The organism is Halolamina sp. CBA1230, assembly GCF_002025255.2.
Lineage (GTDB): Archaea > Halobacteriota > Halobacteria > Halobacteriales > Haloferacaceae > Halolamina.
Genome location: NZ_CP054587.1, coordinates 1,382,628 through 1,409,165, shown reverse-complemented (window position 1 = coordinate 1,409,165; position 26,538 = coordinate 1,382,628). Strand labels below are relative to the sequence as shown.

Genomic DNA, 26,538 nt, shown 5'->3' with positions numbered 1-26,538 from the left:
GAACCCTCGTTGACTGTTCCTGCCGCGAGCTGACCGTCACTCCCTGAGGGTGGCTGAAGCGGGCGAGAGCTTCGTGATCCACACCGGTGGCGACTCGGACTACACCTGGTTCAATGGTGCCAGCGGCGAGACGCTCGCGGAGTCCGGTCTGCAGGGGCAGAGCCCCGCCGGGCCCGCAGCGGCGGTCGATCCGGACTCCGGGTCGGTGCTGCTGAGCAGTATCGCACCGAACAACTACGAACCGGTCGACGTGTTCACTGACGACGCCGCGCGCGTGCTCGCGAACGCCGTGAGCGTCGCGCAGGACGGCATAGTCACTGACGCCGTCGGCTCGACCTCGATCGACGCCGACTTCGTCGGGACGGTCGACGACGCCGAGAGCGTCACCGTGACTGCCAACGACGTCGTCTCCGACGGCGAACTCGTCGATGGCGAGATGATCACCTTCACCGTCGGCGACGAGCCGGTCGCGACCGCCGAGGTCGAGAACGGCACCGCCACGGCCTCCTTCGACCCCGCGACGCTCGACGCGTCCGCGGGCGAGACGCTGACGGTCAGCGTCGAGGAGATGATGGTGCTCGAAACGGACACGGTGGAGACGGTCCACGAGACGGCCGACCTGGAGGAAGGGTACAACCTCCTCTCGGTCCCGCAGGCCGCTGAACTCTCCGCCGACAACGTCAGCGCGATCAACACGTGGAACACCTCGGGCGTGACCTACGAGTCGGTCACCCAGTCCGAGTTCGACTCGCCGTCCGACCTCCACCAGGGGCTGTACGTCTCCGCGGCGGCTGACGATGCCCGCCTCGGCTTCACGTTCAGCGACGACGTGCCGGTCGCCGGCACGGCGGACCTGGCAGAGGGCTGGACGCTGACGGGTTCGAACTTCGCGATCGACAGTACCGAGATGCAGGACACGCGTACGCTCGACGAGGACCTCCTCGAGGTCGACCCGTCCGAGCTCAGCGTGTTCAGCTCCACGTTCAACCAGAAGTACGACGGTAGCACGGAGATCGGTTCCTACGAGGCCTACTGGGCCTACAACGACGAGAACACCAGCTACGAGCGCGCGATCATCTCGCCGTCCTACGAGACTGGGGACCGCGAGGAAGTGCTCGGGATCGAGGAGTCGAACTTCACGGTCACGAACGTCGACGCGACGGTCGTCCCGCGCGACGAGTACCAGGCCGAGGACAACCACCAGGTGCTCGAAAGTGACGAGCAGGCAGTCACCGTCACCGTCACCGTCGAGAACTACGGTGGCCTCGACACGCAGTTCGTCGACCTGAACGTCTCCGACGAGCGCGTCGACCGCAGCCTCGGCGTGACGCTCGAGAACGGCGAGAGCGAGACGGTCACGTTGACCTACAGGCTCTCGCAGGACGACGTGCCCGGCCTCACGGTTGAGGCACTGACCGAGGGCGACAGCGCGACGGACTCCGTCGACGTTGGTGACGAGGGCCTGTACGTGCAGGACCAGGCGCTCACGCTCGACAACGAGTTCGTGGTCAGCCAGGTCGACTACAACGGCGCAGCGAGCGTCGAACTCGTCTCCAACGGCACCGTTCTCAACACCACGGCCGTCGACAGCGGCACCGCGACGAACCTCGCCCTCGACGTGAACGCGTCGATGATCGAGGACAGCACGGTCGAGGTCCGCCTGCTCAACGCTGACGGCGAGCAGGAGACCAACGAGACGGTCACCATCGAGGAGACGACCATCGGCGTGGATGTCGACGACCAGTTCGCGTTCGCTGACGCGGACAGCACGCTGGTCGACGTCGAGGTCTACAATAACGCGCTGATCGACCAGACCGCGACGATCAACTTCTCGGCCGACGGTGAAACCAAGAGCTCGGAAGTCTCCGTCTACGGTGACGACTGGACGACCACGAGCTTCACCGTCGACACGAGCAACATGTCGACCGGCGACACCGTGGAGTACACGGCTTCCTCGCCGGACGACACCGCCTCGGGCACGCTGACTGTGGCCGAGTCGACGCTGACGTTCGACGACCAGTCCATGAACGCCGACGGTGAGGTCCTCGTCGAGGACGTCATCGCGAGCGCGGACCAGAAGATCGTCGTGACCGACACCGACTTCAACATCGTCGGTGAGTACGACGAGGCCGGTGACATCAACGAGGAGACCGTTCTCGTCGATGTCTCCGGTTCGGAACCGGGCCAGTACATCGCCCACATCGTCTCGACGGAGACGAGCGATATGGCCGATAGCCCGGGCCTGGTGGACGATCAGGCGACCATCGTCGACGCTGACGTGACTGTCGACGACGTGAGTGAGAGCTTCGAGGAAGACGAGACGGCTGAAGTCTCCGAGGTCGACGTCTCGACAGCGAATGTCGAGGCAGCGACTGAGACGAACTTCACCGTCGAGATTCACCAGGGCGGCAACATGATCGGTGAGTCCGAGGTGCTGACCGGCAGCAACTCGGTGACGGTCACGCTCGACGACCCGATCACCGCGGAAGGTGTGACGGACATCGAGGCCGTGCTGGTCAACAACGAGACGGGCGAGACGTTCCAGGAGGCCAGCGAAACTGGCTTCGTGGACGTCTCCGACAGCGCCACGGTGACGATTACCGTTGGCGAACTCGACGCGAGCGTCAACCTCCCGAACCAGGAGATCGGCTCCTACAACGGGAACGACTCCGTGTTCGTCGACGGCGTGACTGGCGACGAAGGCCAGTACGTCGTGATCACTGACGACGACCTCAACGTCGTTGGTACGTACGCGCTCGAGGACCGCGCGGCCAACGAGGAGTTCGTCGTCGAACTCGACGAGAGCGTCGAACCGGGCGAGTACCGCGCCCACCTCACCAGTGACGTGCAGCTGGTGGGCGACGACGGTATCGTGACCGACACGGGTGAACTGTACGACGCCGACCTGGCCTTCGAGGACCAGGAGTTCGTCGGCAGCACCACTGAGGTCACGGTCCAGACGGCTGCCCTGATGGACGGGATGGGCAACAGCACGCAGTTCGCTGTCGCCATCCACAACGCGAGCGGCGACATCATCGGAACGGAGACGGACCTGACCGGTGAGGAGAGCGACGTGACCGTCAGCCTCGAAGAGTCGATCGACGAGGAAGGCGAGTACGTCGCGATGCTGCACTTCAGCAACGAGACGGATGCGCTGGCTCCGATCAACGTGGTTGACGACGGCTCCGTGAGCACGATCACGGACGCCGCGACGATCACGCCGATCGAGAGCGACGCGGCGTTCGACGATCAGATCCTCGGTGACGGCAGCGAGGTGCTGATCGAGGACGTGCAGGCGGCCGAGGACAGCACTGTTGTCCTCACCTACGGCGAGAACCGCACGATCGCTGGCACGGCGGCGTTCCCGGCGAGCGACGAGCCGACGAATGTCTCGATCACGGTCGCGGACGCCGGCGGCTTCCCGGGCGATCACACCGCCCACGTCATCCCGACGGACCAGCTCAGCAGCGAGTACGGTCCGGGTGACAACGTCTCTGCGGCCACCGCGGCCAACGTGACGACGAATGTGAGCGCGACCGTCTACGACGCCAGCGTCTCGGTCGAGGACCAGACGGTGCAGGACTCGACCGACGAAGTCACGGTCGCGACCGCTGACCTGCTCGACGGCGCGAACGACGATACCACGTTCGGCGTCGAGATCAGCGTCGACGGCGAGGTCATCGGCTCCGAGATGGGCCTGACTGGCGAGAACGACGACGTGACGGTCTCGCTGAGCGAGTCCATCAACGTGACGAGCGAGGTGACCGCGACGCTCGTGGACGCCGACGGGGCGATCCCGCAGGCGGGTACGTCGTCGTACCAGTCGCTGACCGACAGCGCGACGGTCACCGTCGAGACGGCAACCAACGGCAACGTCGACTTCGCCGACCAGGCGGTCGGTGAGAACGGCGAGGTCGTGGTCGAGAACGTCCAGCCGGTGGACGTGAACACGGTGATGACCGAAGCCGGTGTCGAGCCCCAGAGCGACTTCCTGGTGCTGATCGACACCGATACCGGCGAGATCGTCGACTACAAGCAGTTCAGCGAACTCAGCGAAGGCGAGTTCAGCGGAGGCGACGTGATGCTGAACGCGTCGGACGCTTCGCCCGGCAACCACACGGTCGCGATCCACGAACCGAACGCGACCGGTGAGGCACCCGATCCGGACGCGCCTCGTGGCGTGAACGCAACCGCGACGGTGTACACGGGCGAGCTGACGGTCGACGATCAGACGCTCGAGCAGGGGACCGACGATCTCGACACCATCACGGTGTCGACCGCGACCCTGCTTGACGGCAGCAACGACGGCGCAGAGTTCACCCTCAACGTGACCAGCGGCGGCGAGTCGCTGGGCACCGAGACGGTCACTGGCGCCAACACTGATGCTGAAGTGACTCTCGGCGAGGAGCTGGCGCGCGGCGAGACCGACGTCACCGTGACTGCTGAGGTCGACGGTGAGACGGTCGCTGTCGCTTCCGGCACTGGATTCGAGGACCTTCAGGACTCCGCGACGATCGACGTGGTCTCCGCGGAGTACGAGGTCCAGGAACCGAGCCTGAGCGACGACCAGATCGACGTGGGTACTGAGAGTATCGACGCCGACGTGGTCGTCGAGAACGTCGGTGAAGTCACCGGCGAGCAGGATATCACCCTGCGCATCCTCGACTCCGAGGGGAACGAGACCGGCATCAGCCGGACGCTTCAGGACGTGCAGGTGTTCTCCGGTGAGAGCCGTGACCTGCCGTTCAACAACCTCGATGTCTCCGGCCTCTCCACGGGCGAGTACACTGTGGAAGTCAGTTCAGCCGACAGCACCAATTCGACCGAACTGACGGTTCAGGAGCCGGCGAACTTCGAGGTCAGCATCAACGACGCCGACAGTAGCCTCGACGTCGTGGGCGGCGAGGACGCGGTCGTGAACGCCACGATCGAGAACACCGGCAGTCAGCAGGCCACCCAGACGGTGAGCCTCGACGTCGGCGGTAGTGAGGCTGTCACTGAGGAAGTCACGCTCGTCGGCGGGGCGAGTACGACCGTCGAACTCAGCTACACGACGTCAGCCGCGGACGACGGTGCGAACGTCACCGTCTCCTCGGCGGACGACTCGGCTCAGCGGACGCTGAGCGTGAGCGAACCGGCGAACTTCCAGGTCACGATCGACTCGATCAACGACTCCGTGAGCGAGGGCGACGACATCGTCGTCGACTACACGGTGACCAACACCGGTGACGTAATCGGAGAGAAGTCGATCGACCTCCTGATCAACGGCTCCAGCGTGGACAGCACCACGCTCCAGATCGACGCTGGTCAGGACACTGGGAGTTCGTTCACCTACTCGACTGGACCCGGTGACGTGCCGGAAGTGAACGTTACTGTCAGTAGCGACACTCAGGACAGCGATACGGTCACTGTCCAAGCAGCGGAATAGACGAGCAACTAACTGCGACTCGCGGTCATTTTTTCGCGGTACTGACGGCGAGCAGCAACGCAGGACCCGAAAACTCCGCCATTACCGCTCGCTGCGCGAACTCACCAGCGCACTCCGCCCCCAGCCGTCGAACACGCGAAGCTCTGCGCTCCGAACCTCTGCCTCCACCCGCACCAGCGCCCCGGCGTAGGTGATCACGTCCTGGCACGCGGTCATCCGGTCAGAGGTGTCGACCGCCGCGGCGTTCCCGCGGAGCACGGCGTCGTCGTCGAGCCCCAGCTCCGAGAACTCGATCTCGTCGTAGCAGCCCGTGGGGCCGACGGACTCGACGTACACCAGCACCGACGACTCGAACTCGGTGTCGTCGACGAACGACCGCGTCTCCTCGTCGGCGTCCTCGACGAGCGCCTCGGCCGCCGCCGCGGAGCGGAACAGGGCACAGATCCCGGGGCGCTGTTCGCGCTCCCACGATCGGTCGAGCGCGCGGGCAGTCTGGTGGATCGTCGTCTCGACGTCGGTCAGTCGCTGTTCCTCGTCGGTCTCGGTGTCGGGGTCGTCGGTCATAGTGGCGTTGGGGGTCGCTGTCCGCGTCGCCGAGTCGGTCGCCATCCGATCGCCCGTCCCGTCGGTACAGCCCGCCAGCGCGGCGACGCCGGCGATACCGACCGCCCGGAGGACCCGTCGACGCGTCAGTTCAACCATACGACATCGTTCCCCCGGTAGCGCCTAAAGGGTTCGCCGGACTCCGCGGCCGCCTCGCGCGTGCGGAGTAGAACACAATGGCTCCGAACCCTGCGACTCGATCACGGGAACCCCGAGCGCGAGGGGGACGTTGGCGGCTCCCGAGCGCGTCGCAGTGATCGACAGGGGGTCTGACGGGTGAGAGCCGCCGCATGGGTGCTTCGTCATGCTTTTGAGAACGCGGCACCGACCTGTTAGGCATGAGCGCAGACGAGGACAAGTATCCCGCCGAGTCCGGGCGTCGGCGGTTCGTCAAAGGGGTCGTCGGCGGCGCGGGGCTGGCCGCCGTCGGGATGACCGGTGCGACCGGCATCAACGCCGCGACCCAGTCGCCGGGGTCGGGCGGCGGTTCGACCACCGCGATGGCCATCGAGAACACCGCGGGCCCCGCGCCGCGCGGGATGCCCCAGATCCCCATCGAGATCGACGACGAGGGGTATCTCAAGGGCGTCTGGCCCGAGGTCGAGGAGGTCGAGCAGGGCGGCCGAACGATCGAGGTCGCCCAGACCGAGATGGGGGGGCAGACCTACTCCTCCGAGTGGTTCCAGTACTGCGGCGTCCAGTCCTACCAGGGGATCGTTCCGAGCTACGAGTCCGAGAACTACTTCCGATCGGGCGCCGGCCCCGCCTACGACTGGCAGAGCGAGGAGCTCAGCGAGGGCGACCGGCTCAACATCGACATGTTCGAGAACTACGAGACCTGGGGCAACGGGATCGGCCAGTCCGGCCTCGGCAAGCCCGCGACCGGTCGCTGGCGCTCGGAGGACACCGAGAACACCATCCCGATCCAGGTGATCCGCAGCCCGATCATCGAGAACATCGCCAACGGGAACACCGACGCCGACCAGTCGATCGTGAACTGGGTCCAGGCCAGCACGCAGGACGGGTTCATCGCGTGGCTCAACAAGTGTACCCACTTCTGCTGTGTCCCCGGCTACAAACAGACCGCCTCCTCGGCCTCCTTCGGCGGCGCCGACGGCGTCTACTGTGCCTGCCACCAGTCCGTCTACGACCCGTTCAGCATCGTCCAGACGCTGTTCGTCGCCCGACCGCGGCCTGACTGATTCCCGTGGTCGACGACCCCGAGGACGGCGCGCCGACCGACGCCGGCGACGGTGACTCACACGCTGCCGGCGACGATGCCGGGGGCGACTCACACGCTGCCGGCGACGATGCCGGAGGCGACTCACACGCTGCCGGCGAGGACGCCGGCAACGACGCGGACGACGAGGAGTTCGCCCGCCGAGTCGCGGAGGCTCGGGAGCTGATCGGCGACGACGCCACCGCGTTCTACGTCGGCGTCGTCCGCGAGGGGCGCGAGGTCGACTCCACGTTCGCCCAGCAGGCCGACGACGCCCAGGAAGAGGGGATGCAGGCGCTCTCGCTGCTTGCCTCCCACCTCCGGCTAGTGTCGGACGAGGCCGGCGTGGACTACACGACTGTCGCCGCCGACGCGGTGACGCTAGCCGAGCAGTTGGAGTCGGAGTAGTGCCAACCGCTACCCGTCGCCGATAGACGGGACTTTTTGTTCACACGCCCCCGAGTTCGCCCACGGACTGTCTCCCGCGCGTGCGGGACCCACACCATGAGCGAGTTCGACATCATCCCACCCGAGGCGATTCAGGCAGGCGACGCGACGGACGCCTACTTCGACCGGACGACCGAGACGCTCTCCCACGCGGGACGGAACCCCCACGTCGTCGCGGAGGTCACCGCCGACCAGTTCCCGACCGGCGAGTTCGAACTGCTCGCCGGGCTGAAAGACGCCGCCCACCTGCTCGAAGGGCTGCCGATCGACGCCGACGCGCTGCCGGAGGGGACGCTGTTCGACGGCGGGCCCGTCCTCCGGATCGAGGGGAACTACCTCGACTTCGCGCGGTACGAGACGGCGCTTCTCGGGTTCCTCTCCCACGCCTCCGCGGTCGCGACACACGCGCTCCGTGCCCGGCGGGCGGCACCGGCCTCGCGCGTGCTCTCTTTCGGCACCCGACACGTCCACCCCTCGATCGGCGCGATGGTCGAGCGCTCGGCGCTCGTGGGTGGGCTCGACGGCGTCTCGAACGTCGCTGCCGGCGAGCTGATCGACCGCGAGGCCGGCGGGACGATGCCCCACGCGCTGCTGATCTGCTTCGGCCGTGGGAACCAGGAGGCCGCCTGGCGCGCGTTCGACGAGGCGGTCGCCCCCGACGTCCCCCGCGTGACGCTCTGTGACACCTACTCCGACGAGGTCGACGAGGTGCTGCGCGCGGTCGAGACGCTGGGCGAGAATCTCGACAGCGTCCGCCTCGACACCACTGGCTCCCGGCGCGGTGACTTCCGACATATCGTCCGGGAGGTGCAGTGGGAGCTCGACGCCCGCGGCCACGGGGACGTCGACGTGTTCGTCAGCGGCGGGCTCACGCCCGAGAGCCTACGCCACCTCCGCGACGTCGCCGACGGGTTCGGCGTCGGCGGCTACGTCAGCAACGCCGACCCGATCGACTTCGCGCTGGATATCGTCGCGGTCGAGGGCGACCCCGCCGCGAAGCGCGGGAAGCTCTCGGGGACGAAGCAGGTGTACCGTACCGAACCCGGCGGCCACCACGTCGCGCTCGCGGACCGCGACGCCGACGGCGAACCGCTGCTGGAGCCCCTGCTCCGCGACGGCGAACTCGTCCGGGAGTTCGACATCGACGAGGCGGCTGACCGCGCCGTTGCGGACGCCGAGCACGTCGGCTTCCCGCGGGACTGAGCCGCGCTTCTTCGCCGTTACTCGAACCGGCTCGACCGCTCGTGGGCGATCACGTTCCCCACGCGCTCGGTGATCCGGACGCGATGGGTGTACGTCTCCGAGAACGTGTGGGTCTCGAACGCGACGACCCACTCGGCGTCCTGCTTCCCGACGTCGGTGACCGTGCCGAACTGGCCGGTACACTCCGCCTCCGCGTAGCGCTCCGCGATCTCGGCCGCGGTCTCCTCGTCCGGGACGTCGACCATACGTGCAAGTACCACGCCCAGACGGAAGTGACCTGTCCGGCGCCGAGATGTCCGAGACAGTTCCGTGTCGATCAGGTGACGAACTGGGGCACACAACATGGGTATCGTCACGACACCCGACACACGAGGAGTGAGACGGCTCGGCGATCACCTCGTCGCCGATCGAGCGTCGCTCAGGCCGGGAACGACTCGACGAACACCGTGCCGTACACTGCCACTGCGAGCAGCAGGCAGCCGACGACGAGCAGGACGGCGCCGCCGAACCGGAACGTCCACTCCCGGTACTCGCGGGTGTCGTCGTAGTACGCCGGGTTCTCCGAAGGCGGGACCCAGCTGATCCACTCCGCGAACCGTTCCTGGAGCGCGAGCGCTCGCTCGACCCGGAACGCCAGCACGGCGCCGACGCCGAGCGTCCCCAGCGCGAGGATCCAGACCGCGATCAGCGTCGCCGTCGCCATCTCGGCCGGCGCGTCGTGGGGAGTTGAGTTGAAACCCCGGGTTCGCCGCCGACAGGGGGCGTACGGCTGATGGCGCCGGTCGGGCCAATCGGTTCACGTCTCGCCTGTGTCGGCGGGGCGGGTGACCGGAGGGTCCATGAGTCAGGAACGGACCACGCGAGGGCACAGCGCGGTGCTATCGCCGTCCGACGACGGGTACGATCGTCGTGACCACATCGACAATCTCGCTCGACAGGTCGGAAGAAGCGTTCTAGGAACCTTCTCCCTGCGATCCCGGGGCCGCAGCCTACCCGCCACTGACCGGCGGGAACAGCGCGAGCTCGTCGCCCGCCTGGACACTCGCACCCGCGTCGACGCTCTCGCCGTTCTTGAGGAGGTTCACGTCCCCGCGGAGCTCGCCGTCGTCGGTCAGCGCCCGCTCCCGGAGGGCCGGCTTCGCGGCCAGCAGCGATTCGAGCGCGTCGCCGACGGTCGCGTCGTCCTCGACGTCGACCTCGACGGTGCGATCGCCGGCCGCCTCGGCGAGATCAGCGAAGAGCTTCCACTGCATGCCCGGCGGTCGGCGGCGGGCGGAGAAAGGCGTTGCGGGTACCCGACAGCGACGGCCCCGACGCGCGAGCGATCAGTGGACCGACATCTCGGAGATGACGTTCACGACGTAGACGCCACAGAGGACGAGTCCCATTCCGACGACCCCCGCGAGATCGATCGGCTCGTCGAAGGCGACGACGCCGATCGACGCCACGCCGACGATGCCGAGTGCTGCCCACGTCGTGTAGACGGCGCCGACGGGGAGCTCCTCCAGCGTGAGCGAGAGGAGGTAGAACGCCAGTCCGTAGCCGACGACGACGCCGAGGCTCGGCAGCGGCCGGGAGAACCCCTCCGAGAGCTCGAGCGCCGTCGTTCCGAGCAGTTCGGAGAGGATCGCCACCGCGAGTAGTAGGTACGGGTTCATGGCCGTCGCTACTGCGACACCGGGTATGACCGTTCTCAAACCGCCTGTCTCTTGCAGTGGATTGCATCACACTCGACTACTCGCGACGGTAACGTCACGAGCCGGCCGCGTGCGTCCCGGCGGATTCACGGGCGCTCGGGCCGACCCCCCGACCGATGACCGAACTCGACGAACTGGGGCTCTCCAGCTACGAGGAGACGGTGTACCGGACGCTGCTCGCGACCGGCGCCGCGACCGCGGCCGAACTCGCCGAGGCCAGCGACGTGCCGCGCGGACGGATCTACGACGTGCTCAACGGTCTCGAGAACCGCCGACTCGTCTCCACACAGTCGACGGAACCGACGCGGTACGCCGCGATCGACCCGGAGAGCGCCGTCGAGACGCTGCTCGCCGAGCGCTACGTCGGCCTCGAGCGGGCGTGGGCGCGCTACCTCGACGCCGCGGAGTCGGTCAGGTCGAGTCACCTTCCGGCCGCCCCCACCGACGGGAGCGTCTGGCTCGGCAGCCTCGGGGGCGCGGAGATGGAGACCGCCCTCCACGAGCACGCCCGGACCGCGACGGAGTCCGTCCACGCGGTCGTCGGCCCGCCCTACGAGGCAGCGTCGTGGGACCGGCTCGAACGGGAGGTGAACGCCTTCTTCGAGGGTGCCGGGGCGGACCTCGACGTCGAACTCCTCCTGAGCGAACGGGTCGCCGAGTCGCTTCCCGACTCGACCGTCGAGCTCGCCGAGCGCCACGAGGCGACGACCGCGATCCGGACGCTGCCGGAGCTCTCGCTCTCCTTCGACGTGGTCGACGGCGCGGTCACGACGATCGACCTCCCGCACCCCCGAGACGCTGCGGACCGTATCGGCGTGCTCGGCGTGACCGACGGCGCCGTCGTCGACGAGTTCGAACGCCAGTTCCGGACGATGTGGCGGGAGGCGACGGCCCTCCGGGAGTGAGGGCGCTACACGCTCGCCCCGGGAGCGGCGCTCTCGGGACGAGCCACCGTGTCCCGACCGGCCAGCGGTCGACGACCGATCGGACTACCCAACCTCCCTTCACTCGCCGCGGGCTCGCTCCTCCAGCCCGCACAGCACGTCCGGTCGGCCGATCGCGTACATCGAGTCTTGGACGGGAATGTATCGAGCGCGTCTGTGAGTCGACGCCTACCCAGGATGAACCGTCGGTATCCGTGGCCGATGGGGGCTCCCGCAGATCGAGTCCCTCTGGAGGCAGTCACACGGGGCAATCTGCAGATGAAACCCATACTCGGATTTCCACCCATCGAACCGATAGACTGGAACCGATTATGAAATTCTCGCCCCGTCGCTTCAGGTCTGTGGCGCCATCATAATCGGGCCAGATCCCCGCAAGTAGCCCCTGTACTGTGGGCAAAACCGGAGGTAGACTGGGCGTCGCCAAACCGATGAACCGGCGAAATCACGGTCGAGACGCCGCTTCGGCGGCGTCGACGCCATCGTCGTAGGCAACGATACCCCGGAAACCGGCGCGAAAATTCTTCATAATCGGTTTCAGTCGGGCGATTCGCCTTCGTGACGTCCGTCGACGGTCAGCCTGATTTGACCAAATTCGACGGTTCCGAGGCGTCTCGTCGCCGCGCACTCGCTGTCTGGGCCAGCGCCGAGCGAACTCAGTGTGAATGCATCTACCGTATTCCACGGGAACACCTCTTGCGGGGCCGAAATCCGATTATGAAATCCACGACGCACCCGGGAGCGGGCGCGACAGCCGATATCGGGGGTCAATCCGGATATGATTATGTCGCACGGGCGAGGACGCTGATTCATCGGTGGTGTGGAACTCGCCACCGTCGCCGTTCGACAATCTTCACCGCCCAACGGTTCGCCGATTGCGCACGTCTCCACGAGCACACCAGTAGTTTCAGGACGTAGGCATCGAACCCCGCACTCGGTCAGTCGGTGTGCTCACTCGCCGCGGGCTCGCTCTTCCAGCCCGCGCAGCACGTCCGGTCGGCCGATCGCGTACACCGAGTCGCCGGCGTCGAGCGCGCGCTCGCGGGTCGGCAGCGCGTCGAGCGCGCCCGACTCGCCCCTGATCGCGACGATCGTGGTGTCGAGGTCGCCGACCGTGCCGCCGACGAGCGGGCTCCCCTCGGGGACCTCGACGACGCCGAGCGTCTCGTCGGCCGTGCGAAGCAGCGACGCGAACTCCTGGTCGGCCCGGGCCGCCACGGGCAGCGTCACCAGCCGGTAGCGCTCCTCTGGCGACAGCGCCGCCGCGTCGTTCTCGTCGACGACGAGCGTCACCGTCTCACCCGCTGTCGCGCGCAGCTCCGCGGTCGTCACGCGGCGTGGTGCTTCGGCGTCGTCGGACTCGACCGTCTCGACCGTGTTTTCGACCGGTTCGCCGTTCTCCGACGGCTCCGCGGGCGGATCGGGCGTCGTCCACACCTGCACGATGTCGCCCGGGCTGGCGTCGGTTGCGGGGTCGGCCTCGACGGCGACGGCGCAGGTGCCCGGACCGAGCGTGGGGCCGATCCCCGCCAGCCGGGAGCCCAGTGCGAGATACGTCACCGTCCCGTCGTCGGCGAGTTCGGCGTCGACGTAGCCGACGTTGTAGTCCTCCTTCAGCCGGGTCGTCAGCCGATCTCGGAGCGTCGCCGTCGTGTTGCGGGGGAACAGCAGCGTCTTCCCGCCCAGCTCCTCCTTGACCGCCGTCGGGACGGGGTCGTAGCTCTGCATGTCCTTGATCTCGTCGGCGGCGGGGAGTTCGACCGCCGAGAGCCGGGCGACGCCACGCAGCGCGCGGCCGACGCTCGCGTTCACCTCGCGGGCGCCCGCCGCGGTCAGCACGCCGGAGTGGAACGCGTCGCCGAGCCGGCGGCCCGGAACGGTCGCGACGAACGCCGAAAGCAGCGTGAGCAGGTCGATCCCCACGCCGGTCGCGTCGAACGGGTCGCCGCCGGGGGCGCCGATCACTCGGCCCAGCAGCCCCACCGTGTTGAGGTAGAGCGCGACGGTCGCGACGCCGAACAGCGCCGCCAGCCCCGGCGGGATCGGCTCCCGGAAGTACCAGCGATACCCCGCCGACACCGCGCCCGAGACGAGGAAGGCGAGCACCGAGAGCCCGAACAGCCCGCCCAGCGCCGCGACGATATCCACGTCGCCGAGCAGTATCTGGAGGATCACGCTGCCACCCCCGCGAACGCGTCGAGATCCGTCGGCGTGCCGACGACGAACAGCTCTTGGCCGGCTTTCGGGACGTACTCGCTGCCGGGGACGACCGTCCAGCTCCCGTCACTCCGTGCCGCGAGGACGGCCACGCCGTACGTCGAGCGGACGCCGACCTCGCCCAGCCCGTTGCCGTCGAGCGGGCCCCCCTCCGTCACTGTCACCCGCCGGAGCCGCTTCCCCGAGCGCCGTAGCAGCGCCAGCAGTTCGAACTCCTCGCGCTCGCCGCGGGACTGCACCGTCAGCCCGGTCACGTCCTGGGCCACGAGCGCCCGCGAGGCGTCGCGGCTCACGGCGACGGTCACGCGGTCGCGCCCACCCGCGGCGGTCTTGGCGGCGGGCGGTGACGGTGGCGCGACGTCGGTCCCGCCGTCGGTCACTGCCGGCTTCGCCCCGGCTTCCTTCTCGGGGCGGACGCTGACGACCGTCCCCTCGTACTCGCTCTCGGCGGTGCGGAGGTGGACCTCGTCGCCGGCGGCCAGCCCCGTCGGCACGAGCGTCGTCAGCGACACCGCCCGGCGCCCGTTGGGGACGCGCTTGGAGAGGCCCGCGGTCGGCGGCGCGGCGGCGACGGTGGCGTGGCCGCGCTCGTCGATCCGGACCGACGCGTCCGCGAGGTCGAACTCCGTTCGGAGGCGGTCCTCGGCGCGGTGTTCGAGTTCGGAGATGGGGAGATCCGCGGGGAGTGCGACCTCGGCTTCGCGGATCCGCGTCCGGAGTTCGGCCGGCAGCGGCGGGTAGCCTTCGAGGTCGCCCACCTCGCCAGTGATCTTCAGCTTCACCTGGCCGCGGCTGCCGACGAACTCCACCACGTCCGCCGATAGCGTGCGGTCGGTCAGCTTCTTCAGCGTGAGCCGTTTCGGCGTCGCCGCGCCCATCTGGTCGCCCTTCGCGTGGGCGTACATCGACAGCATCAGCACGACGACGATGGCGACGAGGATGGCGACGCCGTTGGTGCTGCCGACGATCGCGCGGTCGTTGAGCGCGAGCAGGCCGCCGTTGACCCCAGCGATCGCGAGCGCGAGCACGACCGTCCCGAACCCGGGGATGGTGACGTTGGTGAAGTACTTGAACGTGAACCCTAGCCCCCACGACACCAGCGCGGGGACGATCCCCGTCACCAGCCCGAGATACACCCCGAGCAGGATCTGGAGCGGGAACGAACTCATACACCGAGGAAACGCCGGCGGGGACATAGACGTACCGGCGGCGGCCGATCGACCGAGGTTTTAACGCCGCCGCCCGTCCCCGGACGTGTATGCAGTGGGACCGTGACTGGGTGGGCGTTCGCGCGTCGATCCTGTTGACGTTCGCCGTCGCCGCGCTGTCGGTCGCGACGGGGATCATCAACATCTCGACGACGACGGTCGGCGGCCCGCTGGCTGAGTTCGTCCCGCCGATCGTGCAGCAGACGGTCGGCTTTACGGGCGCGCTGACGGGGTTTCTCACACTGGCCGGGGCGTTCATGCTCCGGAACCGCTACCGCGTCGGCTGGTACCTGACGGTGTTGATGCTGCCGGTCACGGCCGTCCAGGGGTTGCTGCAGGCGAGCAGCTACTCCTACCCGCTGGTCGTGCTGTCGCTGCTCGCGCTCCCGGTGGTGCTGCTCAACCGCCGGACGTTCGACAACGAACTCGATCTGTCGACCACCCAGATCGCCGCGATCGGCTCGCTGGTGGCCGCGCAGGTGTACGGCACCACGGGCACCTACGCGCTGCGGGACGAGTTCCACGGCGCCGACAGCCTCACCGACGCGTTCTACTACACGCTCGTCACCGGTAGCACCGTGGGGTACGGCGACATCTACGCCCAGACCGAGCAGGCGCGGCTGTTCGCCATGTCGGCGATCCTGCTCTCGGTGGCCTCCTTCGCGGTCGCGCTCGGTGTCGTACTGACGCCGATGATCGAGGCCCGCCTCTCCGCCGCACTCGGACGCATGACCGAACAACAACTCGACACGCTCGAGAACCACGTGCTGGTTCTCGGCTACGGCGACCTGACGGAACCGATCCTCGAAGAACTCGAAGCCCAGGCGCAGTTCGTCGTCATCACCGAGGACGAGGCGGCGACCCGGCGGCTGGCGAACCGCGACGTGCGCGTGCTGACGGCCGACCCCAGCGACGAGGAGCCGCTGGAGGACGCCGGCATCGACCGCGCGCGGGCCGTCATCGCCGCCACGAACAGCGACGCCGAGGACGCGCTCTCGATCCTGACGGCGCGCCAGCTCAACCCCGACATCCACATCGCGGTCGGCGTGACCCAGCGGGAGAACGTGAGCAAGCTGAAGCGGGCGGGCGCGGATACGGTGATCAGCCCCGCGGCCATCGGCGGGCATCTGTTGGTGGAGGCGGCGATGGGACAGGGGGATAGTGAGCGCGAAGCGAACGATCTGCTGGGCGAGGAGTAGCGGGAGGAGTTTCTTCGTTTCTGTTCCTGGCCGAGGGATGTATTTCTCGGGTGTGGGGAGCGTTTTCGACTACGGTTGGCTTCGACGTGGCTACTGCGACCGCGAACGTCGACTGCGTGTTCGACCTCGCTACCGCGACCGCGAACGTCACCGCGGAGCGAGCATGACCACTTGTGACCGCACCGCCCCGCACAGCCCTCAGACCTCCCCAGCCGACTCGTTCCTTCGCTACCGCTCAGTCACTCGTCCCTCGCGCGCTCGTTCGTGCACGGAGGCACTCACGTCACGCGCCGACAGCCGCGGCGGTGCGGTGGCGGTGGACGCCTCGCGCTCGCCAACGTGGCGAGCGCGGGGGGAGGGGTGGGGAGTCCATGCTGTGCCGTCGACGAGAATCTTCGATTCTCGTCTGCCAATCAGAAATCTCTGATTTCTGATAACCGGGCCTCGTGCCCGGCACCCTGCGGTCACAAGTGGTCATGCTTCGAGATGCTGTTGCGGTTGCTGTCTCAGTTGCCAACGATCGAGACGCCGTTGCTGTCGCGGTCGCAGTCAGCGAACACCCACCAACCGCCGAAATCGCCCCTCACTACTCCAGATAATCACTGCCTCACGTCCCCCCGATCCACCACCGCAACGTCACAGTCCACCTCCTTCAACCGCTTGAACGTCGGCGGCGAGACCAGCCGCGAGGCCGTCGAGCGCTCGCCCGAGGAGCCGAGCATCACCAGGTCGTACGCGCCGGCGTTCTCCTCGATGTAGTCGGTGATCTCCGCCCGCGCCACCCGGGTCTCCACGGGCCCGTCGAACGTCTCCACCACGTTCGCGAGGCGGTGTTCGGCGGCGCGCCGCGACCCCTCCGCGTCGATGCAGGTGCAGACGCTCACCCGGCCGTGCTCGCCGGCCAGTCGCGTCGCGAAGTCCACCATCGCGTGGGCGGTGTCCCCGGGCCGAGCGATGGGGACCATCACCCGACGCCAGTCCGTCGTCCCCGTCGAGCGGTGGACGATGGCGTCGATCGGTCCCGAGAGCACGTTCCGGACGTACGGCGCGAGCGCGCCGTCCTCGGTCTCGTAGGGGGTGATCACGAGGTCGCAGTTCGCCCGGTCGGCGGTGTCGATCACCGTCGCCGCGGGATCGCCGCTGGCGACGATCACCTCGCAGGGGACGCCGTACTCCGCCCGTAGCTCCTCGGCCAGTTCGTCCAGCCGTTCGGCCGCCTCGCGGACGCGTTCGGCGTCACCCTCGTGGATGGATTCCGGGTCGCCCTCGCCGCGGTGGGCGGCCAGCACGTCCGGATCGACGTCCGCCAGCACGTCGAGCAGCACCACCTTCCCGGCGTCGTGGTCGGCGGCGATGCGGGCCGCCATCGTCGCCGTCTCGCGGTCGTTCGCGCCGCGGGCCGGCACGAGCACGTGGTCGTCGCCGTGGGTGGTGCCGTAGAGGTACGTCGCCCGGCGCTCGTAGAACGACTTGTCCCAGACGGCGAAGGCGCCGGCCACGATCGCCGTCGAGAGCAGCACGCTGAGGACGTACGCCGCCCGCGGGGAGACGGTGACGGCGAGATCCGGGAGCGGGTGGAGGACGACGGCGCCGCTGCCCATGTCGACCACGAGCACCAGCAGCGCCGAGGAAAAGGCCGAGGGCTCCTCGAGATCCAGCACCCACGTCACCACCGCGGTGAGCGCGATGGCGCCGGCGGCCGCGCTGGGCGGGACGGAGACGCCCGCCGCGCCCGGGAGCAGTCGCTCCGCGGCCGCGAACGCGAGCCAGCCACAGAGCGCGCCGGTCGTGATCCCGCCGACGAACCGCCGCGGCGACGCGTAGCGGCTCTCGGGCCGGACGAACAGCGTGTACGCCCCCGACGCGAGCGGCGGGAACAGCAGGTAGGGGAGCACCTGGACGGCGTTCGAGAGCAGCGTCACCAGCGCGATCAGCAGCGGGACGAACACCACCACCGAGAGGTGGACGAGGTTGTCGGTGTTCTCGACCCACCGACGGAACTCACCCATCTCCCGGCGTTCGACCGACCGGCCGCGCCGCAGGATCGCGCGGACGCGCTCCCTGAGCCCCATCCTAGAGCGCGTCGACGGCGTCGAGCGCGATCCCGATCGCGCGTTCGACGTTGTCCTTCGCCTTCTCGGGCAGCTCCTCGTCCTCGGTCTCGCCCTTCTGCGTCCCTTTCACGAGGTTGCCGTCGACGGTGCAGATGGCACCCGCCTTCATCCCGCGGCGGCGGGCCAGCGAGAACACCGCGGCGGCCTCCATCTCGATGCAGAGCAGGCCCGCCTCCTCCCAGTCGGCGACGAACTCGTCGCTCTCGTTGTAGAACGCGTCGTCGGAGACGATCGGGCCGACGTGGACGTCCTCGTCGTTGGCCTCGGAGGCGTCGACGAGGTTCGAGAGCACGTCGTAGTCCGGCGTCGCGGGGTAGGTCGCGGACTCGTAGCGCTTGCTCGTCCCCTCCTCCTTCGCGGCGCCGGTGGCGACGACCATGTCGCCGATTTCGATCTGCTCCTGCAGCGCGCCGGTCGTCCCCACGCGGAGGACGATCTCGACGCCGACGTTGTGCAGCTCCTCGATCGCGATGGCGGCGGAGGGGCAGCCGATCCCCGTCGAACAGATCGTCAGCGGCGTCCCGTCGTACTCCGCGTTGACGACTTTGTACTCGCGGTTCTGGGAGACCTCCTCGACGTTCTCACACTGGGCGGCGATGCGGTCGACGCGGCCCGGATCGCCCGGGATGAGCGCGATCTCGTTCACGTCGCCGTCGCCGACGAGCAGATGGGGCTGTTTGGCCATACTCGCGGTTGCCCGCGGCGTGGGCAAAAACACCGCGGTCCGGGCGGAGCTTTCTTAGCGTTCGCTTCCGTTCTCGGAGCCATGTCGGGACGCCAGCGGCATCGCTCCCGTGCACTCCGGGCGTACTTCCGGCCCCGCCTCCCCCACCGCGTCGAACGGCTGCTGTTCGACTCCGGCAGGCCCGGCCGGCGGAGCCTCGGTGAGCGGCTGTTCGCCAGGCTCGACGAGCTCCTGATCGTCGCCGGCCTCCGGCTGCTGGCGATCGCGCTGTTCGTCGACCTGGTGACCCAGCAGTACCTCGCGCTCACGGCGTTCAACGTCGCGCTGAGCCTCCCGGTGTTCGCGGTCGCGATCTACCAGTTCATCGCGAACCCGGGCCACGGGATGCTCGACGGGACGCTGCGCTCGCGACTGCGCAGTTGGGGGCGCGACCGCGAGTGGTACAGCAAGCGCCGACGGGATCGACGGCTTTGAGGCGGGAACGACGGAACGTTCTCAGTCGGCTCCGGTGAACCCTCGGAGCGGTCTTTCACTCCACATCGGACTCCGGAAACCGTGCGACGAACCGTCGGTTCGGTGACGGGGAGATCTCCACTCTCACCTCCCGAACCAGCGTGTAGTAGCGACGACGCCCGTCCTTGTACGACTCGAGGAGGCCTGCCTCCGTGAGCACGTCGAGGTGGTGGGTTGCGGTCTTGCCGTCCATGCCGACCTCCTCCATCAACTCGGAGACGTACATGTCGCGTCGGGAGAGCAATCGGAGCAGTTCGAGTCGTGGCTTCGATCCGAGTACGTCGAGCGAGTCCATACGGAGATAATATTCCAACGAAGATTTATCAATTTCGGGTGGCACGTATCGAATGCACGATGCCCGAAGTACCTACCGAAGAAGCGGACGAACCGACAGTGGAGACGATCACGGACGGCTACTTCGAGGAAGAGTACTACGTCGACGCCGAGGACGCCGGGGAGTTCCTGGTCGAACTCGGTGAGCAGTTCGACGACGACGACGAGATCACCCTCACGGGCGACGACTGGGAACTGCCGTTCGCGTTCGGCGAACCGGTGAAACTCGACATCGAGTTCGAGGGGGACGGGGAGCCGGAACTGGAGATCGAGGTCGAACTCTCCGGGCGGATCGAGGACGAGGCTCCGGAGCTTTCGTAACCGAGTAGCGACCGAAACGGGGACCATTGACCGCAAACCGGCGAAACGGCCCCCTCACGCCGTGATCGAGAACAGCAGCAGGTTGTGCGCCCCCGGCCCGAGGCCGACGGCCGCGACGAACGCGAGCAGCAGTCGGCCCTCGCGTGGCGCTTCTCGGACCGACTCGGCCAGCAGTGCGGTGATCCCCGCGCCGAGTGCGAGCTTCACGAGGACGAACAGCCACGCGCTCCCGATCAGCTCCGCGGTCGGGAGCGTCGCGCCGAACTCGATCACCGCCCGCGAGAGCGGCGTGCGCTCGGTCGCGCCGAGCACGTCGATTCCGATGGCGGTCGAGACGCCGTCAAGGCTGTGGGCGACGACCGCCAGCGCGCCCGCGCCGCCGGCGTCGGCGATCCCGGGGTAGGGCCGCTGGAGACCGACCCAGACGCCGATCCCGACGGCGACGCCGAGGACGGCCGCGACCGCCGGCCAGACGACGCCGACCGTCCCCTCAGTGAACCCCCAGCGGAAGCCGACGACGAGCGCGATCAGCGCGAGAACGCCGCCGGTGGCGGCGAACGGGCGTTCGTTCCCGTCGTCAGCGTTGACCGCCAACCAGACCGTGCCGGCGAGAATCGCGGTGGTGACGTACGCCGCGGGGGTGCCGAGCAGCGGGGCGACCGCGTCGGGGACGGCGCCGACCACGTCGAGCACGTGGAGCCACGCGCCCGCGAGCATCCACGGCACGAGCGCGAGCACGAGGCGGTCCGACACCGGCGGGTCGCGGCGCCACAGGCCGGCGGCGACGGCGCCGCCGGCGAGCAGCAGCCCGAGCAGGTACGGCAGCGGCGGCAGCGCGAAGCCGGCGGGGAGTACCATGGTTCCCGGGGGGAGCGGTGGGGCAGAAAGCGTTACGGAGCGCTCGCGGGCACGACGACGCCGGGCGGCGACTCGGAGCGTCGGTGTTTTTCACCGCGGACCACGCAGGGACGGCCATGTACCGCGACGAGCTCGCCGCCCACATCGACCACACCGTTCTCGGCCCGGAGACCACGTGGACCGACACGAAGCGCGTCCTCGACGAGGCCGCCGAACACGAGATGAACGCCTGCATCCCACCCTGTTACGTCGCCGAGGCCGCCCAGTACGCCCCCGACGTGACGCTGGCGACGGTGATCGGCTTCCCCCACGGCCAGAACGCCCCCGCCGCCAAGCGCGAGGAGGCGGTCGTCGCCGACGAGGACGGCGCCGACGAGCTCGACGTGGTGATCAACGTCGGCCGGCTGAAGTCCCTCGAAACCGGCACCGTGCAGGAGGAGCTGGCCGGCGTCGTCGCCGCCACGCCGCTGCCGGTGAAGGTGATCATCGAGACCGCGCTACTCTCGGATGACGAGAAACACGCCGCCTGCGAGGCCGCCGAGGCCGCCGGCGCCGACATGGTCAAGACCTCGACGGGGTTCGCTGACAGCGGCGCGATGGTGGCTGACGTGGAACTGATGAGCGAGTACCTCCCCGTCAAGGCCTCCGGCGGCGTCGGGAGCTACGAGGACGCGATGGCGATGCTCGACGCCGGCGCCGAGCGCATCGGCGCGAGTTCGGGCGTCGAAATTCTCGAGGGCGCGCCGGAGTAGACGGGGCGCGGACCGTCGCGCTTTTGCCCGCCGCTCGCCCAGTTCGAACACGGATGGCCCGTTACCACATCGAGACGTACGGCTGTACGTCGAACCGGGGTGAGAGTCGGTCGATCGAGAGCGCGCTGCGAGACGCCGGCCACTACCGGGTGGACGGGCCCAAAGCGGCGGATGTCTCCATCCTCAACTCCTGTACGGTCGTCGAGAAGACCGAGCGCAACATGCTCCGCCGTGCCGAGGAGCTCGACGAGCAGACGGCGGATCTGATCGTCACCGGCTGCATGGCGCTGGCCCAGAGCGAGGAGTTCGAGCAGGCCGACCTCGACGCGCAGGTGCTCCACTGGGACGACGTGCCCGAGGCCGTCACCAACGGCGAGTGTCCCACGCCCGGGCCGGGCACCGAACCCGTCCTCGACGGCGTCGTCGGCATCCTCCCCATCGCCCGGGGCTGCATGAGCAACTGCTCGTACTGCATCACGAAGCAGGCGACGGGCCGGATCGACTCCCCCTCGATCGAGGAGAACGTCGAGAAGGCCCGCGCGCTGGTCCACGCCGGCGCGAAGGAGCTCCGCGTCACGGGCCAGGACACCGGCGTCTACGGCTGGGACGACGGGGAGCGCGACCTGCCCGAACTGCTCGACCGCATCTGCGACATCGACGGCGAGTTCCGGGTCCGCGTGGGGATGGCCAACCCCGGCGGCATCCACGGGATCCGCGAGGAACTGGCCGACGTGTTCGACCGGAACGAGAAGCTGTACGACTTCCTCCACGCGCCCGTGCAGTCCGGGAGCGACGACGTGCTCGAGGACATGCGCCGGCAGCACCGCGTCGACAAGTTCGTCGATATCGTGGAGACGTTCGACGAGACGCTCGACCACTGGACACTCTCGACGGACTTCATCGTCGGCTTCCCCACCGAGACCGAGGCCGACCACGAGCAGTCGATGGCGCTGTTCCGCGAGATCCGCCCGGAGAAGGTGAACGTCACGCGCTTCTCCAAGCGCCCCGGCACCGACGCCGCCGACATGAAGGGCCTGGGCGGCCAGACGAAGAAGGACCGCTCGAAGGCGATGAGCGAACTCAAACAGGGGATCGTCGCCGAAGCGTACGAGGAACTGGTCGGCACCACCCGCGAGGTGCTTGTCGTCGAGGAGGGCACGGGCGACTCGGTGAAGTGCCGCGATTCGGCGTACCGCCAGATCGTCGTCCAGAACGCGAGCGAACACGGCCTCGAACCCGGCGAGTTCGCCGAGGTCGAGGTGACGAGCCACCAGACGGTGTACGCGTTCGGGACGCCGGTCTGACTCCTCGGCATCGCCCCCACAAGGCTTGTTACGTTCGGCAGTCCGTTTTCGACGTGATGCCCTCCACCAGACGAGAGTTCCTCGCGGGCAGCCTCGGCCTCGCCGGGGCGCTCGTGACCGCCGGCTGTATCGGCGATTCCCCCGGCGGCGACACCGAGTCGCCGACCGACACTCCGACCGAGCCGAAAGGGTCCCCGTCCGAAACCGAGGCCCCGCCGCCGGCGTCGGCCGAGCGAACGGTCGGCGGCGACGACGTCGCGGTGTTCGACATCGTCACCGAGAAAGCCGTGACCTACCAGTCGATCATGGGTTCGGGCGGCGTCGTCGCGCCCGAGGGTCGGCAGTTCGTCGTCGCCTCCGTCCGGAGTGACGCCGAACTCGAGACGGACGCGTTCTCCCTCGACGCCGGCGGCGAGTCGTGGGCTGCGGTCGATCCCGGCGACGAGGGCGCCCAGAACTACGCCGTCGCCGGCCACGAGGGCGGGATCGTCGGCAGCCCCGAACTCGGCGGCGGCGACCCACCCCGGTACGTCGCGTTCGAACTTGACTCCCCGCTCGACGCCGAGGAGCCGCGGATCGTCCTCGAACGCGGCGGCGAGTCCGCGGAGTGGTCTCTGCCAGACGACGCCCGCGAGACGCTCGCCGCGTCGGCGCCGTCGTTCGAACTCGACTCGCTCGACGCGCCCGAGTCGGTCCAGCAGGGCGAGTCGATGCAGGTAGAACTCACGGCGACGAACACCAGCGAGACGGACGGGCGCTTCCTCGCGGCGGTGTACTGGCCGACCGAACTGATCGCCGACGACGACGAGTCCCACTTGATCGAGGAGTCCGTCGACGCCGGGGAGTCGGTCACGGCGTCGCTCACGATCGACACCGAGTACACGACTGGCGAGGACGGCCCCGTCACGCTCCGGGTCGCGGGGTACGTGAGCGCCGAGCGGGAGATCACCGTCGAGAACACGTCGACGCCGGCCTGATCGGCGGTCGGGGTCAGTCTCGGAAGTACTCCCCGTGGAAGCCGAAGGGGACGGCGTGGGGCAGCGGCGCCCGCGCGAGCTCCGTCAGATCGCCGTCGAGCACCACCAGCACGGACCGCTCGGCGTCGGTGTCGAGACAGAGCGAGAGCACGACGCCCTCGGCCTCGTCGTCTCCCTCGGGATGGGGGACGAACACCGGTTCGCCCGAGTAGACGCCGGCCTCCTCCCATCGCCCGCCGACCGCTCCGCCCTCCGCCACGTCCACGCGGACGAGCGCGTTGCCGCCGTCCATCTCCGTCGACTGCGCGTAGGCGTGCTCGTACTCGCGGGTGTGGACCGCGGGCGAGAACCGCGGCATCTCCACCTCGTCGGCGAGATGGTCGTGGCTGGGGCCGCCGCCGTCGAGCGGGAGCCGGTAGCGCCGGAGTTCGCCCGAGGGGAAGCCGGCGTCGCCGCCACGGAGCGCGCCCAGCGAGAGGTCCGTCACCGCGCTGTCGTCGTCGTACGCCACGAGGTCGACGACGAGGCTCCCGTCGCGCTCGAACGCGTTGGCCGTGTGGAACGTGAAAAACGCCGGCACCGTCGCCTCGCGGACCAGTTCGCCCGTGTCGCGCCGGAGGATCAGGAACCGCGTGCCCCGATCGGGCTCCCAGTCGTAGCTGTCGATGAAGCCGCCGGAACCGGGCAGCAGGAACTTCGCGGGGTGGGTGACCAGCGGCGGTTCGACCAGCACCGCGTGCGCCGGGGTGAGCGCGAAGCTGTGCATGTACGCCGGCTTCTCCACCGCGACGCTCCCGACGCGTTCGCGGCGAGTGGTCCCCTCCGGAATCCGGAACAGGACGTACTCGTTCGTCCGGCCGAACCTCGTGAAGTACCCCCAGTGGGCGCCGCTGTCGGGGGCCTGCCGGAGGTGCGCGGTGACGTGGTGGGCGGTCAGGTTGTCGGCGTAGTCGAGCGTTCCCGCGCTCTCCAGGCTCTCGGGGTCGATCCGGAGCCAGTTCGGCGTCTCCGTCAGCGCGACCAGGTCGCCGCCGATCCGGGCGACGTGGACGTTGGCGTTGTCGGTCGACTCGCCCGTGAGCATCGACTTCACGCGGGCGAGGTAGCCGTCGGTCGAGGAGAACTGGCCGGCGAAGCTGCCCTCCTCGACGGCGGCGCGGTACGCCTCGGTCCGCGGGAAACGGTTGGTGTACCGAACCCCGCCGTCGTCGAAGGCGAAGCGCGTGAGGTGGGTGAGCCCGTCGAACCAGTGGTCTGCCGCGGCGTCGCCGACGGTCCAGCGTGCCGGACCGTTGCGGTACAGCGCGCCGTCGAGCCACGCCGGGATCGTCCCCTCGACGGGCAGATCACGGTCCCGAACCTCCTCGGTCAGGTCACGGAACCCCGCCTCGTAGCCGGCCATGGCCGTGCTGGGGTACGGAGCCGAATAAGCGCTCGCCCGCTCACTCCACGCGTTCGTCGCGCCAGCGGTCGTCTTCCTTCCACTCGCCGAGCTCCTTCGGATCGACGTGGACGAACGCGTCGTCGACCTCCGGGAGTTCGCGGATCGCGTTGATCACCGCGGTCTCGATCTCGTGGGCCTCCCGGACGGTCATGTCACCCTCGACCTCGATGTGGAGGCTCACGTCGACCTCCGGGCCGACGTAGTGGGCGACCACGTCGTGGGCCCCCTCGACTTCCGGGTGTGAGAGCGCTGCCGCGACGATCTCCTGGCGGAGGTCCTCGGGCGGCGCGGCGCCGACGAGATAGCCGACGTTGTCCCGGATGATGTCCACCCCGGTGAGCAGGACGCCGACGGCGACGACCAGCGCGGCGATCGGGTCGAGCACGGGGTAGCCGAACGCGGCGCCGCCGGCGCCGACGAGCGCCGCGAGCGCGGTCAGCACGTCGGTCCGGTTGTCCTTCGCCGTGGCGATCAGCGCGGGCGAGCTGTGGTTCTCGCCGGCGCGCAGACAGTAGCGGTACAGCGCGTACTTCGCGGCGGCGCCGACGCCGAGCACGATCGCTGGAAGGGGAGAGACTGCCGAGTACGACCCGGCGAGCAGTGAGGTGGCCCCGGAGTACGCCACCCCGACGCCGGCGGCGAGCACGCCCGCCGCGACGAACAGCGCGACGAACGGCTCGATCCGCTCGTGGCCGTGGGGGTGTTCGAAATCCGGCGGCTGAGTCGTGAGGTAGAGGCCGGCGACGACGACCGCGCTGTAGACGGCGTCGGAGCCGCTGTTGACCGCCTCGCTGACGAGCGCGAGGCTCCCCGTCTCCAGCCAGACGCTCGTCTTCAGCAGCGCCAGCGCGAGGTTGGCGGCGAGCACGACGACGCCGACGCGGCGGACGGCCCCCTTGCGCTCCATGCGGCCGGATTCGGGGGGCGACAGTACTTGACTTGAGTGGTCGCTACCGACCTGCGTGTATCCGGCGTTACGTTTGCGCCGACGATCACGGGCAGAAAAACCGCCGAGATGCCCGACCTGTGGGCACACAGTCGAGCGCGCCCGAGAGCCCGTTCCGGACTCTCGAAC

Annotated in this window: 24 protein-coding genes; 11 read left to right on the top strand and 13 right to left on the bottom strand. The window is 68.7% G+C overall.

Features of this window, described 5'->3' with window-relative positions; all coding sequences use genetic code 11:
* Positions 1 to 49 precede the first annotated feature (49 nt).
* Positions 50 to 5,428 carry a hypothetical protein gene (locus B4589_RS07290; RefSeq protein WP_079233642.1) on the top strand — a complete coding sequence of 1,793 codons (5,379 nt, stop codon included), beginning with the start codon at positions 50 to 52 and terminating at the stop codon, positions 5,426 to 5,428.
* A gap of 81 nt (positions 5,429 to 5,509) precedes the next feature.
* On the opposite strand, the gene B4589_RS07285 is transcribed toward B4589_RS07290, so the two are convergent.
* Positions 5,510 to 6,130 carry a DUF6517 family protein gene (locus tag B4589_RS07285; protein ID WP_079233641.1) on the bottom strand — a complete coding sequence of 207 codons (621 nt, stop codon included), beginning with the start codon at positions 6,128 to 6,130 and terminating at the stop codon, positions 5,510 to 5,512.
* A gap of 239 nt (positions 6,131 to 6,369) precedes the next feature.
* Here B4589_RS07285 and B4589_RS07280 point away from each other — a divergent pair, with 239 nt between their 5' ends.
* From B4589_RS07280 to B4589_RS07270, 3 genes are all read left to right on the top strand, one after another.
* Positions 6,370 to 7,233 carry a cytochrome B gene (locus B4589_RS07280; RefSeq protein WP_079233640.1) on the top strand — a complete coding sequence of 288 codons (864 nt, stop codon included), beginning with the start codon at positions 6,370 to 6,372 and terminating at the stop codon, positions 7,231 to 7,233.
* Positions 7,234 to 7,238: 5 nt separating this feature from the next.
* On the top strand, positions 7,239 to 7,658 hold the full coding sequence (locus B4589_RS18435) for a hypothetical protein (protein WP_321169564.1): 420 nt from the start codon (positions 7,239 to 7,241) through the stop codon (positions 7,656 to 7,658).
* 96 nt (positions 7,659 to 7,754) lie between these two features.
* Positions 7,755 to 8,900, top strand: a complete 1,146-nt coding sequence (locus B4589_RS07270; RefSeq protein ID WP_079233639.1) for a nicotinate phosphoribosyltransferase — start codon at positions 7,755 to 7,757, stop codon at positions 8,898 to 8,900.
* Between the two features lie 17 nt (positions 8,901 to 8,917).
* Here the strand turns inward: B4589_RS07270 and B4589_RS07265 are convergent, their stop codons facing one another.
* The 4 genes from B4589_RS07265 to B4589_RS07250 form a co-directional block, all read right to left on the bottom strand.
* Positions 8,918 to 9,145, bottom strand: coding sequence for a hypothetical protein (locus B4589_RS07265; protein WP_079233638.1), 228 nt, complete (start codon positions 9,143 to 9,145; stop codon positions 8,918 to 8,920).
* 173 nt (positions 9,146 to 9,318) lie between these two features.
* Positions 9,319 to 9,603, bottom strand: coding sequence for a hypothetical protein (locus B4589_RS07260; protein ID WP_079233637.1), 285 nt, complete (start codon positions 9,601 to 9,603; stop codon positions 9,319 to 9,321).
* 286 nt (positions 9,604 to 9,889) lie between these two features.
* Positions 9,890 to 10,153, bottom strand: a complete 264-nt coding sequence (locus B4589_RS07255; RefSeq protein WP_079233636.1) for a ubiquitin-like small modifier protein 1 — start codon at positions 10,151 to 10,153, stop codon at positions 9,890 to 9,892.
* Positions 10,154 to 10,225: 72 nt separating this feature from the next.
* A complete protein-coding gene (locus B4589_RS07250; protein WP_079233635.1) occupies positions 10,226 to 10,558 on the bottom strand; it encodes a multidrug efflux SMR transporter in 333 nt (110 codons plus the stop codon).
* A 155-nt stretch (positions 10,559 to 10,713) separates the two neighbouring features.
* On the opposite strand from B4589_RS07250, the gene B4589_RS07245 reads away from it, so the two are divergent.
* Positions 10,714 to 11,502: a TrmB family transcriptional regulator gene (locus B4589_RS07245; protein WP_079233634.1), complete on the top strand. Its 789-nt coding sequence runs from the start codon at positions 10,714 to 10,716 to the stop codon at positions 11,500 to 11,502.
* 987 nt (positions 11,503 to 12,489) lie between these two features.
* Here B4589_RS07245 and B4589_RS07240 read toward each other — a convergent pair.
* Positions 12,490 to 13,713 carry a hypothetical protein gene (locus B4589_RS07240; protein ID WP_079233633.1) on the bottom strand — a complete coding sequence of 408 codons (1,224 nt, stop codon included), beginning with the start codon at positions 13,711 to 13,713 and terminating at the stop codon, positions 12,490 to 12,492.
* Complete coding sequence (locus B4589_RS07235; RefSeq protein WP_079233632.1) at positions 13,710 to 14,924, bottom strand: potassium channel family protein; 1,215 nt, start codon at positions 14,922 to 14,924, stop codon at positions 13,710 to 13,712. The genes B4589_RS07240 and B4589_RS07235 overlap by 4 nt, the downstream gene beginning before the upstream one ends.
* Before the next feature lie 89 nt (positions 14,925 to 15,013).
* On the opposite strand from B4589_RS07235, the gene B4589_RS07230 reads away from it, so the two are divergent.
* Positions 15,014 to 16,162: an NAD-binding protein gene (locus B4589_RS07230; protein WP_079233631.1), complete on the top strand. Its 1,149-nt coding sequence runs from the start codon at positions 15,014 to 15,016 to the stop codon at positions 16,160 to 16,162.
* A 599-nt stretch (positions 16,163 to 16,761) separates the two neighbouring features.
* Here B4589_RS07230 and B4589_RS07225 read toward each other — a convergent pair.
* Both B4589_RS07225 and B4589_RS07220 read right to left on the bottom strand, forming a co-directional pair.
* The gene (locus B4589_RS07225) at positions 16,762 to 18,234 is read right to left on the bottom strand and encodes a universal stress protein (RefSeq protein WP_079233630.1); all 1,473 of its coding nucleotides are present in this window, start codon (positions 18,232 to 18,234) and stop codon (positions 16,762 to 16,764) included.
* Between the two features lies 1 nt (position 18,235).
* On the bottom strand, positions 18,236 to 18,961 hold the full coding sequence (locus tag B4589_RS07220; protein ID WP_079233629.1) for a nucleoside phosphorylase: 726 nt from the start codon (positions 18,959 to 18,961) through the stop codon (positions 18,236 to 18,238).
* 81 nt (positions 18,962 to 19,042) lie between these two features.
* Between B4589_RS07220 and B4589_RS07215 the strand changes: the two genes are divergently transcribed.
* Positions 19,043 to 19,435, top strand: coding sequence for a hypothetical protein (locus B4589_RS07215; protein WP_079233628.1), 393 nt, complete (start codon positions 19,043 to 19,045; stop codon positions 19,433 to 19,435).
* Between the two features lie 55 nt (positions 19,436 to 19,490).
* Here the strand turns inward: B4589_RS07215 and B4589_RS07210 are convergent, their stop codons facing one another.
* Complete coding sequence (locus B4589_RS07210; RefSeq protein WP_079233627.1) at positions 19,491 to 19,769, bottom strand: helix-turn-helix domain-containing protein; 279 nt, start codon at positions 19,767 to 19,769, stop codon at positions 19,491 to 19,493.
* Positions 19,770 to 19,828: 59 nt separating this feature from the next.
* Between B4589_RS07210 and B4589_RS07205 the strand changes: the two genes are divergently transcribed.
* Positions 19,829 to 20,128, top strand: a complete 300-nt coding sequence (locus tag B4589_RS07205) for an amphi-Trp domain-containing protein (protein WP_079233626.1) — start codon at positions 19,829 to 19,831, stop codon at positions 20,126 to 20,128.
* A gap of 54 nt (positions 20,129 to 20,182) precedes the next feature.
* On the opposite strand, the gene B4589_RS07200 is transcribed toward B4589_RS07205, so the two are convergent.
* Entirely contained in the window at positions 20,183 to 20,986 is an 804-nt protein-coding gene (locus B4589_RS07200; RefSeq protein WP_079233625.1) for a DUF63 family protein, read from the bottom strand.
* Between the two features lie 116 nt (positions 20,987 to 21,102).
* Here B4589_RS07200 and deoC point away from each other — a divergent pair, with 116 nt between their 5' ends.
* The 3 genes from deoC to B4589_RS07185 are packed head-to-tail and all read left to right on the top strand — an operon-like array spanning position 21,103 to position 24,019.
* Positions 21,103 to 21,738 (top strand): deoxyribose-phosphate aldolase, encoded by a 636-nt coding sequence (gene deoC / locus B4589_RS07195; protein WP_079233624.1) that lies wholly within the window; start codon positions 21,103 to 21,105, stop codon positions 21,736 to 21,738.
* Between the two features lie 53 nt (positions 21,739 to 21,791).
* Entirely contained in the window at positions 21,792 to 23,042 is a 1,251-nt protein-coding gene (locus tag B4589_RS07190) for a tRNA (N(6)-L-threonylcarbamoyladenosine(37)-C(2))-methylthiotransferase (protein ID WP_079233623.1), read from the top strand.
* Between the two features lie 56 nt (positions 23,043 to 23,098).
* Positions 23,099 to 24,019, top strand: a complete 921-nt coding sequence (locus B4589_RS07185) for a hypothetical protein (RefSeq protein WP_079233622.1) — start codon at positions 23,099 to 23,101, stop codon at positions 24,017 to 24,019.
* A 13-nt stretch (positions 24,020 to 24,032) separates the two neighbouring features.
* Here the strand turns inward: B4589_RS07185 and B4589_RS07180 are convergent, their stop codons facing one another.
* Both B4589_RS07180 and B4589_RS07175 read right to left on the bottom strand, forming a co-directional pair.
* Positions 24,033 to 25,421 carry a carotenoid oxygenase family protein gene (locus tag B4589_RS07180; protein ID WP_079233621.1) on the bottom strand — a complete coding sequence of 463 codons (1,389 nt, stop codon included), beginning with the start codon at positions 25,419 to 25,421 and terminating at the stop codon, positions 24,033 to 24,035.
* A 40-nt stretch (positions 25,422 to 25,461) separates the two neighbouring features.
* Positions 25,462 to 26,370, bottom strand: a complete 909-nt coding sequence (locus B4589_RS07175) for a cation diffusion facilitator family transporter (RefSeq protein ID WP_079233620.1) — start codon at positions 26,368 to 26,370, stop codon at positions 25,462 to 25,464.
* Between the last annotated feature and the right edge of the window lie 168 nt (positions 26,371 to 26,538).

What these genes read in the sequence shown, in the direction of transcription:
- B4589_RS07220 (WP_079233629.1), bottom strand. Translation starts at nt 18,961, where the DNA reads ATGGCCAAACAGCCCCATCTGCTCGTCGGCGACGGCGACGTGAACGAG.
- B4589_RS07230 (WP_079233631.1), top strand. Translation starts at nt 15,014, where the DNA reads ATGCAGTGGGACCGTGACTGGGTGGGCGTTCGCGCGTCGATCCTGTTG.
- B4589_RS07215 (WP_079233628.1), top strand. Translation starts at nt 19,043, where the DNA reads ATGTCGGGACGCCAGCGGCATCGCTCCCGTGCACTCCGGGCGTACTTC.
- B4589_RS07200 (WP_079233625.1), bottom strand. Translation starts at nt 20,986, where the DNA reads ATGGTACTCCCCGCCGGCTTCGCGCTGCCGCCGCTGCCGTACCTGCTC.
- B4589_RS07270 (WP_079233639.1), top strand. Translation starts at nt 7,755, where the DNA reads ATGAGCGAGTTCGACATCATCCCACCCGAGGCGATTCAGGCAGGCGAC.
- B4589_RS07260 (WP_079233637.1), bottom strand. Translation starts at nt 9,603, where the DNA reads ATGGCGACGGCGACGCTGATCGCGGTCTGGATCCTCGCGCTGGGGACG.
- B4589_RS07235 (WP_079233632.1), bottom strand. Translation starts at nt 14,924, where the DNA reads ATGAGTTCGTTCCCGCTCCAGATCCTGCTCGGGGTGTATCTCGGGCTG.
- B4589_RS07210 (WP_079233627.1), bottom strand. Translation starts at nt 19,769, where the DNA reads ATGGACTCGCTCGACGTACTCGGATCGAAGCCACGACTCGAACTGCTC.
- B4589_RS07245 (WP_079233634.1), top strand. Translation starts at nt 10,714, where the DNA reads ATGACCGAACTCGACGAACTGGGGCTCTCCAGCTACGAGGAGACGGTG.
- B4589_RS07190 (WP_079233623.1), top strand. Translation starts at nt 21,792, where the DNA reads ATGGCCCGTTACCACATCGAGACGTACGGCTGTACGTCGAACCGGGGT.
- B4589_RS07185 (WP_079233622.1), top strand. Translation starts at nt 23,099, where the DNA reads ATGCCCTCCACCAGACGAGAGTTCCTCGCGGGCAGCCTCGGCCTCGCC.
- B4589_RS07225 (WP_079233630.1), bottom strand. Translation starts at nt 18,234, where the DNA reads ATGGGGCTCAGGGAGCGCGTCCGCGCGATCCTGCGGCGCGGCCGGTCG.
- B4589_RS07255 (WP_079233636.1), bottom strand. Translation starts at nt 10,153, where the DNA reads ATGCAGTGGAAGCTCTTCGCTGATCTCGCCGAGGCGGCCGGCGATCGC.
- B4589_RS07205 (WP_079233626.1), top strand. Translation starts at nt 19,829, where the DNA reads ATGCCCGAAGTACCTACCGAAGAAGCGGACGAACCGACAGTGGAGACG.
- B4589_RS07280 (WP_079233640.1), top strand. Translation starts at nt 6,370, where the DNA reads ATGAGCGCAGACGAGGACAAGTATCCCGCCGAGTCCGGGCGTCGGCGG.
- B4589_RS07285 (WP_079233641.1), bottom strand. Translation starts at nt 6,130, where the DNA reads ATGGTTGAACTGACGCGTCGACGGGTCCTCCGGGCGGTCGGTATCGCC.
- B4589_RS07250 (WP_079233635.1), bottom strand. Translation starts at nt 10,558, where the DNA reads ATGAACCCGTACCTACTACTCGCGGTGGCGATCCTCTCCGAACTGCTC.
- B4589_RS07180 (WP_079233621.1), bottom strand. Translation starts at nt 25,421, where the DNA reads ATGGCCGGCTACGAGGCGGGGTTCCGTGACCTGACCGAGGAGGTTCGG.
- B4589_RS07175 (WP_079233620.1), bottom strand. Translation starts at nt 26,370, where the DNA reads ATGGAGCGCAAGGGGGCCGTCCGCCGCGTCGGCGTCGTCGTGCTCGCC.
- B4589_RS07265 (WP_079233638.1), bottom strand. Translation starts at nt 9,145, where the DNA reads ATGGTCGACGTCCCGGACGAGGAGACCGCGGCCGAGATCGCGGAGCGC.
- deoC (WP_079233624.1), top strand. Translation starts at nt 21,103, where the DNA reads ATGTACCGCGACGAGCTCGCCGCCCACATCGACCACACCGTTCTCGGC.